The 16821-nt window shown below is 65.1% G+C and carries 14 protein-coding genes; 9 read left to right on the top strand and 5 right to left on the bottom strand.

What is annotated here, in order from left to right; translation table 11 throughout:
* Window positions 1–85 precede the first annotated feature (85 nt).
* Window positions 86–1096, bottom strand: a complete 1011-nt coding sequence (locus LCM4576_RS02355; RefSeq protein ID WP_071030266.1) for an ABC transporter permease — start codon at window positions 1094–1096, stop codon at window positions 86–88.
* Between the two features lie 248 nt (window positions 1097–1344).
* Between LCM4576_RS02355 and LCM4576_RS02350 the strand changes: the two genes are divergently transcribed.
* Window positions 1345–2385 carry a substrate-binding domain-containing protein gene (locus LCM4576_RS02350; protein ID WP_071030264.1) on the top strand — a complete coding sequence of 347 codons (1041 nt, stop codon included), beginning with the start codon at window positions 1345–1347 and terminating at the stop codon, window positions 2383–2385.
* Here the strand turns inward: LCM4576_RS02350 and LCM4576_RS02345 are convergent, their stop codons facing one another.
* The 4 genes from LCM4576_RS02345 to LCM4576_RS02330 are packed head-to-tail and all read right to left on the bottom strand — an operon-like array spanning window position 2386 to window position 6199.
* Window positions 2386–3564 (bottom strand): mandelate racemase/muconate lactonizing enzyme family protein, encoded by a 1179-nt coding sequence (locus LCM4576_RS02345; protein WP_071030263.1) that lies wholly within the window; start codon window positions 3562–3564, stop codon window positions 2386–2388.
* Window positions 3561–4541, bottom strand: a complete 981-nt coding sequence (locus LCM4576_RS02340; RefSeq protein ID WP_244510578.1) for a transketolase family protein — start codon at window positions 4539–4541, stop codon at window positions 3561–3563. Before LCM4576_RS02340 ends, LCM4576_RS02345 begins: the two co-directional genes overlap by 4 nt.
* Window positions 4542–4549: 8 nt before the next feature.
* Complete coding sequence (locus LCM4576_RS02335) at window positions 4550–5398, bottom strand: transketolase (protein ID WP_071030259.1); 849 nt, start codon at window positions 5396–5398, stop codon at window positions 4550–4552.
* Window positions 5399–5404: 6 nt separating this feature from the next.
* A complete protein-coding gene (locus LCM4576_RS02330) occupies window positions 5405–6199 on the bottom strand; it encodes an SDR family NAD(P)-dependent oxidoreductase (RefSeq protein WP_071030257.1) in 795 nt (264 codons plus the stop codon).
* A 117-nt stretch (window positions 6200–6316) separates the two neighbouring features.
* On the opposite strand from LCM4576_RS02330, the gene LCM4576_RS02325 reads away from it, so the two are divergent.
* The 8 genes from LCM4576_RS02325 to LCM4576_RS02290 all read left to right on the top strand — a co-directional run bounded on the left by LCM4576_RS02325 (window position 6317) and on the right by LCM4576_RS02290 (window position 16820).
* Window positions 6317–7537, top strand: coding sequence for a mandelate racemase/muconate lactonizing enzyme family protein (locus LCM4576_RS02325; protein ID WP_071030255.1), 1221 nt, complete (start codon window positions 6317–6319; stop codon window positions 7535–7537).
* 212 nt (window positions 7538–7749) lie between these two features.
* Window positions 7750–10143: a thiamine pyrophosphate-dependent enzyme gene (locus LCM4576_RS02320; RefSeq protein ID WP_071030555.1), complete on the top strand. Its 2394-nt coding sequence runs from the start codon at window positions 7750–7752 to the stop codon at window positions 10141–10143.
* 31 nt (window positions 10144–10174) lie between these two features.
* Entirely contained in the window at window positions 10175–11185 is a 1011-nt protein-coding gene (locus LCM4576_RS02315; RefSeq protein ID WP_071030253.1) for a C-terminal binding protein, read from the top strand.
* The gene (locus LCM4576_RS02310) at window positions 11182–11895 is read left to right on the top strand and encodes an E3 binding domain-containing protein (RefSeq protein ID WP_071030251.1); all 714 of its coding nucleotides are present in this window, start codon (window positions 11182–11184) and stop codon (window positions 11893–11895) included. Before LCM4576_RS02315 ends, LCM4576_RS02310 begins: the two co-directional genes overlap by 4 nt.
* 82 nt (window positions 11896–11977) lie before the next feature.
* Entirely contained in the window at window positions 11978–12748 is a 771-nt protein-coding gene (locus LCM4576_RS02305; protein ID WP_071030249.1) for a GntR family transcriptional regulator, read from the top strand.
* A 202-nt stretch (window positions 12749–12950) separates the two neighbouring features.
* The gene (locus LCM4576_RS02300) at window positions 12951–14015 is read left to right on the top strand and encodes a substrate-binding domain-containing protein (protein ID WP_071030247.1); all 1065 of its coding nucleotides are present in this window, start codon (window positions 12951–12953) and stop codon (window positions 14013–14015) included.
* Window positions 14016–14082: 67 nt separating this feature from the next.
* On the top strand, window positions 14083–15150 hold the full coding sequence (locus tag LCM4576_RS02295; protein ID WP_071030245.1) for a substrate-binding domain-containing protein: 1068 nt from the start codon (window positions 14083–14085) through the stop codon (window positions 15148–15150).
* Window positions 15151–15317: 167 nt separating this feature from the next.
* On the top strand, window positions 15318–16820 hold the full coding sequence (locus tag LCM4576_RS02290) for a sugar ABC transporter ATP-binding protein (protein ID WP_071030243.1): 1503 nt from the start codon (window positions 15318–15320) through the stop codon (window positions 16818–16820).
* The last annotated feature ends 1 nt before the right edge of the window (window position 16821 follow it).

The raw sequence follows: 16821 nt of genomic DNA, 5'->3' as shown, positions 1-16821 counted from the left end.
TCCCTTGCTTCACCGGCGTTCTTGCCGGCGTAAGATCTGTTGTTTTGGAAATTGTGCCGTTTGAGTGAGTTCCTCGTGGCCCCCGCTAAGCGCCGGCGATGAAGTAGCGGCGGCGCACAATGTCGAGCCCGACGGCCATGACCATGATCACGCCCACGGCGATCTGCTGCCAGTTGGAGTTGACGCCGATGACGACGAGGCCGCTCTGCACCACCTTCAGCATCAGGATGCCGACAACGCCGCCGGCGACCGTGCCGGCGCCGCCGAACAGACTGACGCCGCCGACCACGACCCCGGCGATCACCGTCAATTCCCAGCCGCTGCCGATCGAGGTACCGCCGCTGCCGAGATCGGCCATGACGAACATGCCGGCGATCGCTGACAGCGCGCCGACGACGATGAAGGCGCCGATCTTGTAGGCGCTGGTGTTGATGCCGACGAGACGCGCCACTTCCTGGTTGCCGCCGGTGGCGTAGATGTTGCGTCCGAGCACGGTGCGCCGCAGGACGAAATCGGCGAGGATCGCCGCGACGATGAAGAAGGCAAAGCTCCAGCCGAGGCCGAAGGCGAGGTCGGCGCCGCCGATTGCATTGATCGTCTCTGGCAGCGGATAGACAGGATAGCCACCCGTCACCACCTGGATCAGGCCCTGGCCGATGAACAGCATGCCGAGCGTCTGGATGAAGGCAGGGATGCCGAGCCTGACGACGATCACGCCGTTGAGCAGCCCGATCGCCGCGCCGACGCCGATCCCGCCTAGGATGGCCACGGTCACCGGCAGCGCGGCCGCCGTCATCAGCTTGGCGGCGACGACCGCGGACAGGCCGGCCACCGAGCCGACGGACAGGTCGAATTCGCCGGCGACCAGCAGGATGGTCTGACCGATGGCGATGATGCCGACGAACGACACGACGTTGAGAATGGCGCGGATGTTGCGCTCCGACAGGAAAGCCGGTTCGAGCAGCCAGAAGAAGACGATCAGCATAGCCATCGCCGCYAGCATGCCGACTTCGCCGATGGCGATGAAGCCGATCAGCCGCCGCCGGAAAGATTGCCCATCCCGGGGCGGCGAGTTCACGTCAGCCGCGCTTTCCAATCCTGACCTCCCTGGCGGCGCACGTCGCCGGCTCCCGCAACCGACACCATCTCGCCCACGCCCTTCCCGGCGTGCTCCTCGACGCCATTAAGATTATAATATTATAACTTGTCAACGGCGAAATTTCAGAGGATGCACCATGCCGGGCACGTCGCTGGAAAGCGACTGCCGTACCCGCTATGAATGCGCTGGTCGTGCGATCCGACGCAGGATTTCCCTTCGCGCATCGTGCTTGTTGGAGCTTGGCGATGACCGATGGGTCAGGTGACGATCCCGGCGGGAACACACCCTCGCAGCGCCTTGGGGTTCGCGAGATCGCGCGACGCATCGGTGTCGCGCCGATAACCGTGTCGCGTTCCCTGTCCAATCCCGKCAGGGTCTCGGCGGAGACGCGCGCCAGGGTGCTGGAGGCGATAGAGCAGATCGGCTTCGTGCCCAACCAGCTTGYGTCGAGCATGCGCGGCAACGGCCGTATGATCGGGACGGTGGTGCCGCCGCTGATCAATTCGGGCATCGCCGAGCAGGTGCAAGGCATGTCCGACGAATGYCATGAGGGCGGCTATTCGATGCTGCTGGTGCAGGGTGAATTCACGCCGGAAGCCGAGGAGAAAGCGATACGCACGCTGCTCGGCTGGCGCCCGGCCGGCATGATCCTTCAGAGCTTCGTGCAAAGCGAAACGGCGCGTGGCTTGTTGAAGGGCAGCGGCGCGCCGGTGGTCGAGATCTCCGAGGTCAAGGGCCGCGATCCGATCGACATGGTGGTCGGCATCTCCAATTTCGAGACCGCCTACGCCATGACCATGCATCTGGCCGCCAAGGGCTACAGGCGGATCGGTTTCGTCTCGACGCCGATCCATGGCAATGACCGCCTGCGACAGCGCCGCACCGGCTACCATGCGGCGCTGACCAAGCTCGGCATCAGGAACCATGACGGCATGGAAGTCGAGGTGCCGATCACCGCGCAGGGCGGCGCCGAGGCGCTGATCACGCTGACATCGCGGCACAAGGACATCGACGCCATCTTCTTCTCMAGCGACACGCTGGCCGTCGGCGCCGTGCAGGAATGCCACCGGCGGGGCTGGGCGGTGCCCGGCAGGATCGCCATCGCCGGCTATGGCGACATGGACCTCGCCGCGCAGCTCTATCCGCGGCTGACCACGGTGAAGGTCAACCGCTACGACATGGGCCGGCGCGCCGTGCGGCAATTGCTGGCAAGGCTGGGCGGCAATGGCGAGGTGTCGGCCGTCACCAGCCTCGGCTTCGAGATCATCGACCGCGAAAGCGCCTGATCAGGATTTTGTCACCGGCTGCTCGCGGCGGCCCAGACGCTTCTCCCAGCCCTGGGCATGGACGTTGAGATAGGCGTTGGGATCGTAAGGATGATCCTTGATCGCATCGAGGTTGAGATCGATGCCGAGCCCCGGCGCTTGCGGCAGCGACAGGTGGCCATTGTCCGGATTGACGGTCGGATGCCAGGTCACGAGATCGCGGGTCCAAGGATCGTTGAAGGCGTCGAAGTGCTCCTGGATCAGGAAATTCGGCACCGCCGCCGCCAGCTGCAGGCACACCGCCGTCGCCACCGGTCCGCCGCTTTGATGCGGCGCGATATGGCTGCCGTGAGCAAGCGCAAGATTGGCGACCTGCAGCGACGGCGCGATGCCGCCAAGCGACATCGGCTCGGGCTGGAAGATGTTGACGCCGCCGCCGGCGGCAAGCGTGTAGAACTGGCCGACCGTGTCGTACATTTCGCCGGTCGCCACCGGGATGGGTGAGCGGTGCGCCACCTCATGCACCGTCTCCTGGCGATCGCGCGAGGTCGGCTCCTCCCACCAGTAAATGTCGAGATCGGCGAATTTCTGCGCCGCCTGAAGCGCTGCGATCTCGGTGAAGCGCGCATGCACGTCGATCAGGATCAGCGTGTCGCTGGGCAGTCCATCGCGCAGTTCGCGGCAGATTGCGTAGGAAAGCTCCAGTTCCTCGCGAGAGATGAAACCTTGCGCGGTGCCGAACGGGTCTAGCTTGAACGCCTTGAAGCCCTTGGCCAGCACCGCCTTTGCGGCTTCGAGAAAGGCTTCCGGCGTGCGTTCCGTGCGATACCAGCCATTGGCATAGCCAAGCACCGTGTCGCGTACTTGCCCGCCGAGAAGCTGGTGGATCGGCACGCCCAGGCTCTTGCCCAGAATATCCCAGCAGGCGACCTCGATGGCCGCGATCACCGTGCGGTGGATGTGGCCGCCGTCGAGCGAAACACTGTCCARCATGCGCTTGGCCAAGGCGTTGATGCGGCGCGGGTCCTGGCCGATCGCGAGATGCTTGAGCTCATGCACGCCGGCCTCGGTGGTCTTGATGAAGCCGTTCAGCGTGCCTTCGCCGACGCCATGGATGCCCTTGTCGGTACGGACCTTGACGAAAAGCCAGTTCTTCCAGCCGGCGCCGACGGCAAAGGTCTCGATGTCGGTGATCTTCATGCGGTCACTAACCTGGTAATCGTTGCGATGACGGCTTCGGTGGTGAGACCGTATTTCGCCTGCAAGGTCGGCACCGCGCYGCATTCGATATAGCGGTCGGGCAGGCCGATGCGCGTCACTTTCTTCGCGATGCCCGCCTCGAACAGGCTTTCGACGACAAGGCTGGCCAGGCCGCCGACCATGACATGGTTTTCCGCCGTGACGATCCGGCGGACGCCGGAGGCGAACTCGGCCACGGCGCAGGCGTCGAACGGCTTGATCGTCGGCACGTGCAGGACGCCGGTGGAAATGCCCTGTTTCTGCAAGGCCTCTGCCGCGTCCAGTGCCCGCTCGGTCATGAAGCCGGTCGAGACGATGCCGACATCGGAGCCTTCGCGAAGCCGCCTCGCCTTGCCGATCTCGAATGTGCGGCCAGGCTCGAACACGACGGGGACGCTGCCGCGCAGCAGCCGCATATAGACGGGCCCCTGATGCTCGGCGACCGCGGCAGTCGCCGCCTCGATCTCGGTCGCGTCGCAGGGATCGATGACAGTCAGGCCGGGGATCATGCGCATCAGCGCCAGATCCTCGATCGCCTGATGCGTGCCGCCATAGCCTGTCGTCAATCCCGGCAGGCCAGCGACGATCTTCACGTTGAGGTTGGAGTGGGCAAGCGCGATGGCGACGAAGTCATAGGCGCGACGCGTCGCGAACACGCCATACGTGGTGGCGAACGGCACCTTGCCGGCGCGGGCAAGCCCGGCGGCGACCGCGACCAGATTCTGTTCGGCCATGCCGACATTGAAGAAGCGGTCGGGAAAGGCGTCCCGGAACGGCAATATGTCGGTGTATTTGCCAAGGTCGGCGGTCAGCCCGACGATATCAGGCCGGCTCTGCCCAAGTCTGGCCAGGGCCCGCCCGAAGGGCGCCTCAACGCTTTGCCGGCCGCCGCCGACAGCCTCGTCCTGGCCCATGGCCAGCGTCCGTTCTGCCTTCATGCCGCCGCTCATAGGTGCGTTCCCATGCTTTTGTCGAATTCTGCGATGATGCCGTCCCATTGCACCACGTCGATGCGGAAGAAGTGCGATTTCTCGCTGGTCTCGATGCGTGGCACGCCTTTGCCGGGCAGGGTGCGCAGCACGATCGCCTTCGGCTTGCCATTGCGCTTGCGCGCGCCGGCCAGCGCATCGACGATGGCTTTCATGTCGTTGCCGTCGATCTCCGCCGTTTCCCAGCCGAAGGCGCGCCATTTGTCGGCCACCGGCTCCATGTTGAGCACCACGGGTCCGTCGGCCTGGATGCCGTTGCAGTCGATCAGCGCGACGAGTCCGTCCAGCTCGAAATGGCTGGCCGACATCGCCGCTTCCCAGGTTGAGCCCTCCTGCATCTCGCCATCGGAAAGCTCGACGAAGACGCGCGCGTCCGAGCGATCGAGGCGAAGTCCCAGCGCCTGGCCGATGCCTTGCCCGAGGCCATGTCCGAGCGAGCCGCCGATGACCTCGACGCCCGGCGTGGTGTCGAGCGTCGACATCTCCAGCCGGCTGTCGTCGGCGCCATAGGTGACAAGTTCCTCGACCTGGATGATGCCGGCCTCGGCGAGGGCGGCCCAAAGCGCGATCGAGTAGTGCCCGGTCGACAACAGGAAGCGGTCGCGATCCGGCCATGCCAGATTGTGCGGATCGTAACGCAGCTCGTGGAAATAGAGCGCCGCCAGCGTGTCGGCGATGCCGAGGCCCTGGCCGATATAGCCCTGGCCCTGGCCGCGCGCCATGGTCAGCATATGGCGGCGAAGCAGCGTCGCCTTGCGTTCCAGCGCGGCGACATCGGCGCTGCCGGGAGGGGAGTTTCGCAGCATCGATGCCTAGTCCTTGTCCAGCCCGCCCGACATGTTGAGCCGCTCGGCGGTCATGTATCGCGGCGCGTCGAGGCAGAGCCAGACGACGGCTTCCGCCACCTCGGAAATCTCGGCGCGGCGGCCGAGCGGAATGCGGCGCGTGCGTTCGTCGAGGAAAGCCTGCAGATCGCTGCGGCCATTGGCGCGGGCAAGATCGAGCTCGGTCGAACGCTGCATCTCGGTGTCCATCATGCCCGGCGCCAGGCTGTTGACCAGCACGCCGTAKGGCGCAAGCGCGACCGCCGCGGCGCGGGTGATGGAATCGACGCCGGCCTTGCTTGCCGTGTACGCGGTGTAGTCGGGCAGCGCCATGCGCGAGCCGGGCGAGGTGATGTTGACGATGCGCCCCGAGCGCTGCTCGCGCATCACTCGGCCGGCGGCCTTGCAGGCCATGGCGAGAGCCGTGACGTTGAGGGCCAGCGTGCGCGTCCAGGCCTTGAAGGTTGCGTCGAGGAAGGGCTCGATCACGCCATAGCCGGCATTGTTGACGAGGATGTCGATGCCGCGCCAACGCGCGACCACTTTCTCGACCGCCGCTTCCGGAGCGCCCTCGAGCGTGAAGTCACCGATGATGGTCTCGGCTTCCGCGCCGGCTTGGGCGATCTGCCTGGCCGTCTCGGTCAGGCCTTGGCCATTGATGTCGGTAATTGCGACGGCGCAGCCGCGCCTGGYCAGTTGCAGCGCCACCTCGCGGCCAAGCCCTCCGGCGGCGCCGGTGACAAGCGCCCTGCGCGGGGTGGTGTCTGGTATCTCAGCAGGCAAGCCAACCTCCTCCCAAGGTCATCTTGACGCGATGGATACCGGTATCCATAGATAGGTGTCAACGGGCTTGTGCTACTGTTCGCGAACTATGCGCTCCGGTGGAGCCGGGAGGGAAAATTGAAGATCGTCGCGCTTGAAACGCTGCAACTGGCGGAATTCCCATTCCTGTTCTGGCTTCGCGTCCATACCGATGCCGGCCTTATCGGCACCGGCGAAACCTTTTGGGCGCCGGGACCGGTCGCCTCCTACATCCACGACAATGTCGCGCCTTACCTCATCGGCAAGGACCCGCGCGATATCGAGCTGCACGACCGTACGCTGGGCAGCGTCTATGTCGGCGCGCGCGATTCCGGCGCGGAGCTGCGCGGCAATTCCGCGGTCAATATCGCGCTGTGGGATATCTATGGCCAGGCGCTCGGCGAGCCGGTCTGGCGGCTGCTGGGCGGCCGCACGCACAAAACCGTGCCGATCTACAACACCTGCGCCGGCTACAAGCATGTGCGCGCCAGCAAGAAGAATGCGCTGTTCGAGCGCGGCGAGGATTGGTCGCTCAAATCGGGCGATTCGAACGAAGGCCCGTATGAGGATCTGCTGGCATGGCGCTACAATGCCGGCGATCTCGCCAGGAGCCTGAAATCCGAAGGCATCGGCGCCATGAAGATATGGCCGTTCGACATCGCCGCCGAGGCATGTAACGGCGCCCGCATCTCGCTTACCGACCTCGACAAGGCGCTGGAGCCGTTCCAGAAGATCCGCGACGCCGTCGGCCGCGACATGGAGATCATGGTCGAGCTGCATGGCCTGTGGAGCCTGCCGCCGGCGCTGCGCATCGCCGAGGCGCTGAAGGCCTACGACGTCGCCTGGCTGGAGGAGCCGATCCGCTACAACGAGCTCGACGCGACGGCCGAGTTGGCGCGCCACACATCGATCCCGATCGCGGCCAGCGAGCGGCTGGCCACGCGGCAGATGTTCAAGCAACTGATCGACAAGCGCGCGGCCAGCGTGATCATGATCGACCTCGCCTGGTGCGGCGGCCTTTCCGAAGCGCGCAAGATCGCCAACATGGCCGAGGCCAGCGAATTGCCGGTGACGCTGCACGACTGCACCGGGCCGATCGTCTATGCCGCCAGCTGCGCGCTGTCCGCCACTCTGCCGAACGTCAACTACCAGGAAGCCGTGCGCGCCTACTTCACCGGCTGGTACATCGAGATCGTCGCCGATATTCCGCCGGTCAGCGACGGCCATGTCGCGCCACTCGACGGGCCGGGGCTCGGCCTCAGTCTTCGGCCGGAGCTGTTCCAGCGGCCCGACGCCACGGTGCGGATCACCAAGATCTAGAGCACGGTTTTCGTCAGGACCTTTGTCAAAACAAGGCGATGGAGCGTTTCACCGGTTCGGTGAAACGGCGGACGCGCTTGCGTCTCGCACGCTTTGCTCAGAGCCTGTAGACATTATGCTATTATAATCTATTATCAACCCGAAGCGAGYAGCCACAAGCTCGCCGCCGGCGCGTTCTTGCCCGGCGCCAGACAGATCCATGGGAGGCTTTGGTGGCAATTTCTGCGGCGCGCGCACGCGAGGATTTCAAGGGTGCGCCAAATCTGCCCGACCGAAAAATCCTGCTCGACCTGTTCGAACGCATGGTGTTGCTGCGCCGCTTCGAAAGCGTTGCCCAGATCGCCTGCCGCAAGGGCGAGACACCTGGCTTCCTGCATCTCTATATCGGCGAGGAAGCGACCGGCGTCGGGGTCTGCGCGCATTTGCGGCCGACCGATTGGGTGACATCGACCCATCGCGGCCACGGCCATGCGCTGGCCAAGGGCGCCAATCCCGGGCGCGTCATGGCCGAGCTGTTCGGCAAGGCCGACGGCATTTGCGGCGGCCGTGGCGGCACCATGCATCTCTACGACCGCTCGGTCGGCCTGTTCGGCACCAACGGCATCGTCGCCGCCGGCATCGGCCATGCCGTCGGCATCGGCATGAGCGCCCRCCGGCAGGGCCGCGACGATATCGGCGTCGCTTTCTTCGGCGACGGCGCCGCCAATCATGGCGGCTTCCACGAGGCGCTCAACTTTGCCGCCGTGCAGCGCGCGCCGGCGGTCTTCATTTGCGAGAACAATCTCTACGCCACCGCCACTCCGCTCAAGTCGATCACGCTCAACCCCGAGATCGCCACCAAGGCCGCGTCCTACGGCATGCCCGGCGTCGCTGTCGACGGCAACGACGTCTTCGCCGTCTGGCTGGCCATGAAGGAAGCGACCGAACGCGCTCGGGCCGGCAAGGGCCCGACGCTGATAGAGGCCAAGACCTATCGCACTGTCGGCCACCATGAGGGCGACCCGGTCATCGGCACGTACAGGACGCAGGAAGAACTCGACGCCTGGATCAAACGCGATCCGATCGACATGTTCCGCAAGCGGCTGATCGAGGACTATGGCGTTGCCGACGCCGAGGCGCTCGCGGCAATAGAGGCGCGGATCGAGAAAGTGGTGGAGGAGGCGCTCGCCTTCGCCCGCGCTTCGCCCGAGCCCGATCCGGCGACGGTGCGCCTGCATGTCTTTGCCGATCCGATCAATCCGCCGGCCGCCCTGAAGCCGCGCGCCGTCGGCGAGACGCGAACGCAAGGCTGGCTCGAAGCGGTGCGCGACGGCATCGCCGAGGAGATGCGCGCCAATCCGGCGATCCTCTATTTCGGCGAAGGCACCGGCGAGCGCGGCGGCAGCTTCGCCCACACGAAGAACCTGTGGCAGGAGTTCGGCCCTGATCGCATGGTCGACACGCCGATCTCCGAGCAGGGGTTCACCGCCGCCGCCGTCGGCGCTTCGGCCACGGGCGCGCGCACCGTCTCGGACCTGATGTTCGCCGATTTCGCCTTCGAGACCGCCGGGCAGATCTTCCTGCAGGCGGCGAAGCTGCGCTACATGACCAGCGGCGTCATGAGCGCGCCGATGGTGGTGCGCGTCGGCGCCGGCGCGCTGYGCAGTTCCGGCCCGCATCACAGCGGCATCTATCATCCGGTCTTCGCCCATATGCCCGGCTTGATCGTCTGCGTGCCGTCGAATCCGGCTGACGCCAAGGGACTGATGAAGACGGCGCTGAGAGCCGGCGATCCCGTCATCATGCTCGAACCGAAAGCGCTGTTCGCTTCCAAGGGCGAGGTGCCGGCGGGCGAGCACTATGTGCCGTTCGGCGTCGCCCGGATCGCGCGGGCAGGGAAAGACGTCACCATCGTCGCGGCCGGGCAGATGGTGCAGCGCGCTTTGGAGGCGGCGGAGGCATTGGCGGCCGAAGGCATCGAGGCCGAAGTGATCGACCCGCGCACCATCATGCCGCTCGATATCGACACGATCGTCGCCAGCGTCAGGAAGACCCATCGCCTGCTCATCGTCGACGAGGCGTGGGCCATGTGCGGCCTTGGCGGGGAGATCGCCCAGGCGATCAACGAACTCGCCTTCGACGAGCTCGACGCTCCGCCCGGAAGACTGCATACGGCACCGACGTCCCATCCGTTCGCGCCGGTGCTGGAGCGAGCCATGCTGGTCGACACGGCACGCATCGCCGAGGGCGCTCGCGCTGTGATTGCCGGCAAGCCGCCGGTGCCGGATCACTGGTACACGGTCGGTCTGAAAAGCGCTGCGCCGGCAAAGCCAGCAGCTGTTCCAGCCAAGTCRCAGCCTGCTCCACAAGCTGCTTCCGTACCCGCCAGCGACGACGAGCCGGTGACGATGCCTTTCGGCGATCTCACCGTCAGCGAGGGCACGGTCGTCAAATGGCTGAAAGCGGTCGGCGACACGGTCAAGGAAGGCGAACTGATCGCCGAGATCGAGACCGACAAGGCCGTGGTCGAGATCGAGGCGCCGGTCAGCGGGACGCTGAGCGCGATCGATCAGCCGGTCGGCGCCGTGGTGCCGATGGGCGGGCGCATCGGCGGCATCAAGAAATAATCACCTGTACCCAAGAATCCGAAGGGCAAGCATGAAGATCCTGTGCGCCAATTGGCAAGCCGCCGACGAGGCCGAGCTCGAACGCGAGCACTATCCTGACATCGAGTTCATCCTGGCACGCTCGACCAACGATAAGGCCGCCGCGCTCGATCCGGCGGTTTGCCAGACGGTCGATGCGGTTATCAACTATTCGCCGACCCACAATGTCGCCGCTGCGCCGACTGCCTTTCCCAAGGCCAGGATCGCGGTGCGCTCCGGCGTCGGTTTCGACAACATCGATACGGCCGGCTGGGGCGCGCGCAAGATTCCCGCCTGCAACGTGCCTGACTACGGCACCACAGAGGTTGCGGACCATGCCATCGGCCTGATGCTGGCGCTGACGCGCGGCACGTCCGCCTATGGCGCCGAGCTAGCGGCCAATGGCGTCAAGGGCTGGCATTTCTCCAAGGCGCCGCTGGTGCGCCGTCACAAGGGGGCGACCTTCGGCATCGTGGGGCTCGGCCGCATCGGGCTTGCCGCGGCCCGCCGTGCTGCCGCCTTCGACATGAAGGTGGTGTTTTACGATCCGCATCTTCTGTCCGGCGTCGACCTGTCGACCGGCTATGAGCGGGTGCATTCGCTGGCCGAGCTGATGGGGCGGGCCGATGTGGTGAGCGTGCACGCGCCGTTGAGCGAGGAAACGCGCAAGCTGCTCGGCGCGGATGCCTTCGCCGCCGCCAAGCCGGGCCTTGTCTTCGTCAACACGGCGCGGGGTCCGATCGTCGATATCGACGCGTTGGAAGCGGCGCTGCGCAACGGCAAGGTTGCCGGCGCCGGGCTGGACGTCCTGCCGAACGAACCGGGCGACCTCGACCATCCGCTTCTGGCGGCGTGGCGGCACCGCGAGCCATGGATCACCAACCGGCTGATCGTGACGCCGCACGCGGCCTTCTACAGCCCGGCGGCGATGCGCGATCTCAGGCTGAAATCGATCGAAGTCGTGCATGCCTATCTCGCCGAGGGACGACTGACCAACTGCGTCAATTCCGAGTATCTGAAATGAACGTTGCCGTCGCATCGCGGCTGGCTGTCTCGCCCTATGCGCGCCGGCTTGCCCGCGAGCGCAACCTTCCGCTCGAAGCCCTCCGCGGCAGCGGTCCGGGCGGCCGCATCCTGGCCGCCGATGTGCTCGAGTTCGTCCCGCTCGAAGCGCCTGCGGCGCTTGCGGATGCGGCTCCGGCGCCAACGGTTGCCGCTTCCAGCATCGCCGCCTTCGCGACATCGATCGCGCTGGGCGCGTTGCATGAATTGTTGGCCGCGCTCGAGAGCTCGGGGAAAGTGTTCGACATCGACGATATCCTGCTGCGCGCGGTGGGTAGCGCATTCATCGAGATTTCGGACGGGGCGCAGGCCGGCGAGGTGAGGGTGGCGCTCGAACTGGGCAAGAGGCAAGTCGTCTTCGCGGCCACCTCGGGAATGCCGCTGACATCGTTGCGCGCGACGCGGCTTGCGGCCCAGACGGACACACGCGACGATTCGCAAAAACCCGCCATCCTGTCCGTGCGGCTGCTGCCGCCGAGCGATATCCGACCGATGATGATGCCGCTGTTGCCTGGCCGGGCCATGCGCCTGACAGTCTCGGTCGACAGCGCGGGCGACCATGCCGAGTGCCTGCTCACGGCAGACACGGCAGCCTTCGACGAGGCGACCTCGACCGCATGRCTCGCCGCCCTGAAATCGGCGGTCGAGCATCCGCTCCGGCTCTTCGTCTAGGACTGCGGATCGTCGCCGGCGTTGCCTAGCCTCGGGCGACGGAAGCTATTATAAAAGCTTCGACACAGACGCGACGAGGCTCATGGACAACGCCGTTCCCACCATCGACAGTCTTCCCAGGCGCACGCTTGGGCGCTCCAACGGGCCGCTCTATCGCCAGCTTGCCGACATCTTGCGTGTGCCGATCGGCGACGGCACTTTTCCCGTCGGCGGCGAATTGCCGAAGGAGGCGGCGATCGCCGAGCATTTCGGGGTCAGCCTGATCACCGTGCGCCAGGCGCTGCGCGATCTCGAGGCCGACGGCCTGATCAAGAAGCGCTCGGCGAAACCGGCGGTGGTCGCGGCGCGCAGCCCGTCGGTCAACCTGAGCTGGAAGTTCAAGAACTTCGCCGACATGGCGGCCTTCACCAAGGACGCGCAGCTGACGGTGAAATCCTATCGCAAGGAAGTTTCTCCTGTGCTCCAGCGCCATTTCGGCATGGGCAAGGAGGAGGCGGGCTATTGCCTGCGCAGCGTGCTGTCGATCGGCGAGCAGAGGAAGGCGCAGATCACCACCTACTTTCCCCCAGATGTCGGCGCCAGGCTGAAGCGCGAGGACTTCTCCGACGTGCTGATCTTCCGCTCGGTGCAGAAGCATCTCGGCCTGCGTCTCGACGTGGCGCATGTCACCGTGCGCGCCGAAATCGCCGACGAGGCGGTTGCCGCCGATCTCGGCATCGCGCTGGGCAGCGCGGTGCTGACCGTGGAGATGCTCTATCAGTCGGCCGACCAGCGCAGCATCGAGTTCTCCGTCGCGCGCCATCCGGCCGATATTTTCAGCATCACCTACGACGCGCCCAACGACCTGTCCTGAGGCTGCCCCGACGTGCGATTTCTGTCGACGGGCACATAGACAGACCTATAAAATTATAATAGCATGATAGCTAGGCTGAGATRCYGGCRGGAAGYRAGATCGCGCGCGAATTCCGTCGCCACGGCGGCCTGCCGAAAGGCCCGGTGTCCGATCAAGATGGYGCAGTCCATCGCCGGCCGGGGAGGAACATAGGGAGGAGACAATGCAATCGAGGAGCCTGTGCGCCGGCCTGATGGCGCTTGCCGGATTCGCAGTCTGCGTTGGAGCGACATCCGGCCATGCCGAAGCCAAGAAAACCTACGCCATCTACCTTTCCAACAATTTCGTCGGCAATGACTGGCGCCAGCAGATGGAGCGCGTCGCCAATGTCGCGGTCAACAAGGGACCGCTGAAAGGCCGCGTCGACCTTAAGATCGAAAATGCCGAGAACACGGTCCAGGCGCAGATCAACTCGCTGAACAACATCATCCGGCAAAAACCGGACGCCATCCTGATCGACGCGTCGTCGGCGGAGGCTCTCAATCCCACGATCAAGAAGGCCTGCGACGCCGGCATCGTCGTCGTCAGCTTCGACCAGACCGTGTCGGCCGAATGTGCCTACAAGCTGCATTCCGACTTCGACATCATGGCCAACAACCAGGCCGAATGGATGGCCTCCATGCTCGGCGGCAAGGGCAAGGTCTTCATGGATCGGGGTCTCGCCGGCGCGCCGATATCCGAGCAGTTCGAGAAGAACTTCGGCGCCGTGCTCAAGAAATATCCCGGCATCGAGATCGTCGGCTATTTCAACGGCAACTACGCCGCGGGGCCCGAACAGGAAGGCGTGGCGGGCCTGCTCGCGGCGCATCCGGAGGTCGACGGCATCTTCTCGCAAGGCTACGGCACCGGCGCCATCAAGGCGCTGCAGAATGCCGACCGGCCGATGGTGCCGGTCGTCGCCGCCGCCTTCAATGGCACCGGCGTCACCTGCGCCGAGACCAAGGGCGCGAAATGCTGGCTCGGCGCCAATCCGCCGTCGMTGTCTGCGGAGGCGATCAAGCTCGCCGTCGACATCCTCGATACCGGCAAGAAGCCGGCCGACACGACCGTGCTGTTCAATTCGCCGGGCCTGACCACGGACATGGTCGCGGCCAAATACGCGCCGAATTCCTCGGCCGTGAAGATCGAGCTCGGCAAGACCGTGTTCCCCGATCTGGCGCCGGGTCTTTCGCTGCCGGTGTCGCCAAGCTGGGTGGAGATCACGCCGAAGGAGGCCTCGGGAAGCTGATTTGATGAGGAGATGGCGCCGCAGCGCGGCGCCACGATTTCGAAACGAAAAACGGGAGGAGAAAATCATGAAATTATTGAGCCGTTACACCGGCCTCGCAGTGCTTGCCGCGACCATGATGGCGGTCGGCATGCAGGCCGGGCATACCGAGGACAAGAAGCCCTACACCATCTATCTCTCCAACAATTTCGTCGGCAACGACTGGCGCCAGCAGATGGAGCGCGTCGCCACCGTGTCGGTCAACAAGGGGCCGCTCAAAGGCCGCGTCGACCTCAAGATCGAGAATGTCGAGAACACCGTACAGGYGCAGATCAACTCGCTGAACAACATCATCCGCCAGAAGCCGGACGCGATCCTGGTCGATGCCGGTTCGGATTCGGCGCTCAACCCCACCATCAAGAAGGCCTGCGACGCCGGCATCGTCGTCATCAGCTTCGACCAGGTGGTGACCGAGCCTTGCGCCTACGCCGTCGCCTCCGATTGGGACCGCATCCCCGCCGTCATGGCCGAGTGGATGGCTACGCAGCTCGGCGGCAAGGGCAACATCATCCTCGACCGCGGCCTCGCCGGCGCGCCGATCTCGGCGCAATTGCAGGGCGGCTATGAGAAGGTGTTGGCCAAATATCCCGACATCAAGGTGGTCGGCTATTACAACGGCAATTATGCGCTCGGACCGGAACAGTCCGGCGTGGCGGCACTGCTTGCCGCCAACCCGAAGATCGACGGCATCATGACGCAAGGCTACGGCTCGGGCGCCATCCAGGCGCTGAAGGATGCCGGCCGGCCGATGGTCCCGGTCGTCGGCTTCTCCTACAATGTCGCGGCCGTCACCTGCGCGCAGACGCAAGGCGCCAAGTGCATCCTCGGCTCTAACCCGGCCTATCTGTCCTCGGAAGCGATCAAGCTTGCGGTCGATATTCTGGACACCGGCAAGAAGCCGGCCGAACGCTCGGTGTCGGTCAAGGGTGATTTCGTGACGACCGATCCCTTCGAGTCGAAGCTCTATCCGGGCACCAAGATGATCAAGATCGCGGTCGGCGAGAATGCTTTCCCCGACCAGGCGCCCGGCCTGACGCTGCCGATCACGCCCGACTGGGTCGAGATCACCGCCGCGGAAGCGGCCGGCAGCAAGTAACATCCTGTCCCACGATCCTGTCTCCCGGCATCGAGCGATGCCGGGAGACCTTTTCGAGCAATTCCAGGAAAAGTGTGAGCGGTTTTCCGTCCGGAATTGCGTAAAAACAAGGAGATAGAGCGGTTCGCCGTTTCCCTGAAACGGTGAAACGCTCTAGAAATCGGCCCATGGATCTCGTCACCGTCAATGGTCTGTCCAAACGTTACGGCGGCATCGTCGCGCTGAGCGAGGCCGCATTCGGCGCCCGCGCCGGCGAGGTGCATGCGTTGCTCGGCGAGAACGGCGCGGGCAAAAGCACCTTCATCCAGATCCTGTCGGGAGCGGTGCAGCATGATGGCGGCACGATCCTGGTCGACGGGCAGGATTATCGTCCGGCCAATCCGGATGCCGCGCAGGCGCGCGGCATCGCCGCCGTGTTCCAGGAATTGTCACTCATCCCCGATCTCAGCGTCGAGCAGAACATCTGGTTCCGCCACGAACCCCGGACATGGCTTGGCACCGTCAACCGCGCGGAGATGCGCCGCAAGACTCTGGCGCTGCTCGAGAAATACGATTTCCCGGCGCTACGTCCCGAACAGGAGCTGCGGCGGCTGACACTGGCCGAACGGCAGATCGTCGAGATCGCCAAGGGCCTAGCCAAGGACCCGCGCATCCTGATCCTCGACGAGGCGACGTCGGCGCTGCCGGCGCGGGAAGCCGAATGGCTGTTGAAGCTCACCCGGCAACTGGCCGCCGAGGGCAGGCTGGTCATCTTCATCTCGCACCGCATGGCCGAGGTTCGCGCCATCGCCGATCGTCTGACGATATTCCGCAATGGCAGCACCGTCGCCGCGCATGAGGCCGCTGCCGTTTCCGATGACGAGATCGTCACCCAGATGATCGGCCGGCATCTCGACCGGCTCTATCCCGAGCGCGTGCCGACAATGACCGATCGCGTCGCGCTCAAGGTCGCGAACCTCGCCAGCGGCAGCCGCCTGTCGGGCGTGGACTTTTCTCTTCGCGAGGGTGAGGTGCTCGGCGTCGGCGGCCTGCAGGGCCACGGCCAGCGCGAGCTGTTCCAGGCATTGTTCGGCGCAACGAAAGCGAGCGGCGCGATCGAGCTTTGGGGCAGGCCAGCGGCGATCGGCAATCCGCGCCAGGCACTGACCGGCAAGGACGGCATCGCGCTGGTGCCGGAAGACCGGCGCGGCCAGGGCCTGCTGTTGACCAAGAGCGTGCGCGAGAATTTGACGCTGTCGGTGATCAAGCGCTTCACCGAAAACGGCCTGCTCAGCCGCCAGAAGGAAGCGGCCTTGGTCAAGGAGATGGTCGATTTCCTGCGCATCAAGGCCGGCACGCCGGAACAGCTTGCCGGCACTTTGTCCGGCGGCAACCAGCAGAAGGTGATCTTCGGCAAGATGCTTTTGACGCAGGCGCGCGTGCTCCTGCTCTACGATCCGACGCGCGGCGTCGATGTCGGCACCAAGGGCGAGATCTTCCAGCTGATGCGCGATCTCGCCGCCAAGGGCTATGCGATCCTGTTCCATTCGAGCGACATGCCGGAGCTCGTCCATGTCGCCGACCGCGTGCTGGTCATGCGCAACGGCCGTATCGCCGCGACACTGGAGGGCGATCATATTTCGGAGGAGGAGATCCTGCGCGCCGCCATGCTTGAGACCAGGGCGGCCTGAG

Origin of the sequence: Mesorhizobium sp. LCM 4576 (genome assembly GCF_001854815.1) — a bacterium.
GTDB lineage: Bacteria > Pseudomonadota > Alphaproteobacteria > Rhizobiales > Rhizobiaceae > Mesorhizobium > Mesorhizobium plurifarium.
This window is presented reverse-complemented; position numbering and strand designations above follow the sequence as displayed.

What these genes read in the sequence shown, in the direction of transcription:
- LCM4576_RS02290 (WP_071030243.1), top strand. Translation starts at nt 15,318, where the DNA reads ATGGATCTCGTCACCGTCAATGGTCTGTCCAAACGTTACGGCGGCATC.
- LCM4576_RS02305 (WP_071030249.1), top strand. Translation starts at nt 11,978, where the DNA reads ATGGACAACGCCGTTCCCACCATCGACAGTCTTCCCAGGCGCACGCTT.
- LCM4576_RS02315 (WP_071030253.1), top strand. Translation starts at nt 10,175, where the DNA reads ATGAAGATCCTGTGCGCCAATTGGCAAGCCGCCGACGAGGCCGAGCTC.
- LCM4576_RS02335 (WP_071030259.1), bottom strand. Translation starts at nt 5,398, where the DNA reads ATGCTGCGAAACTCCCCTCCCGGCAGCGCCGATGTCGCCGCGCTGGAA.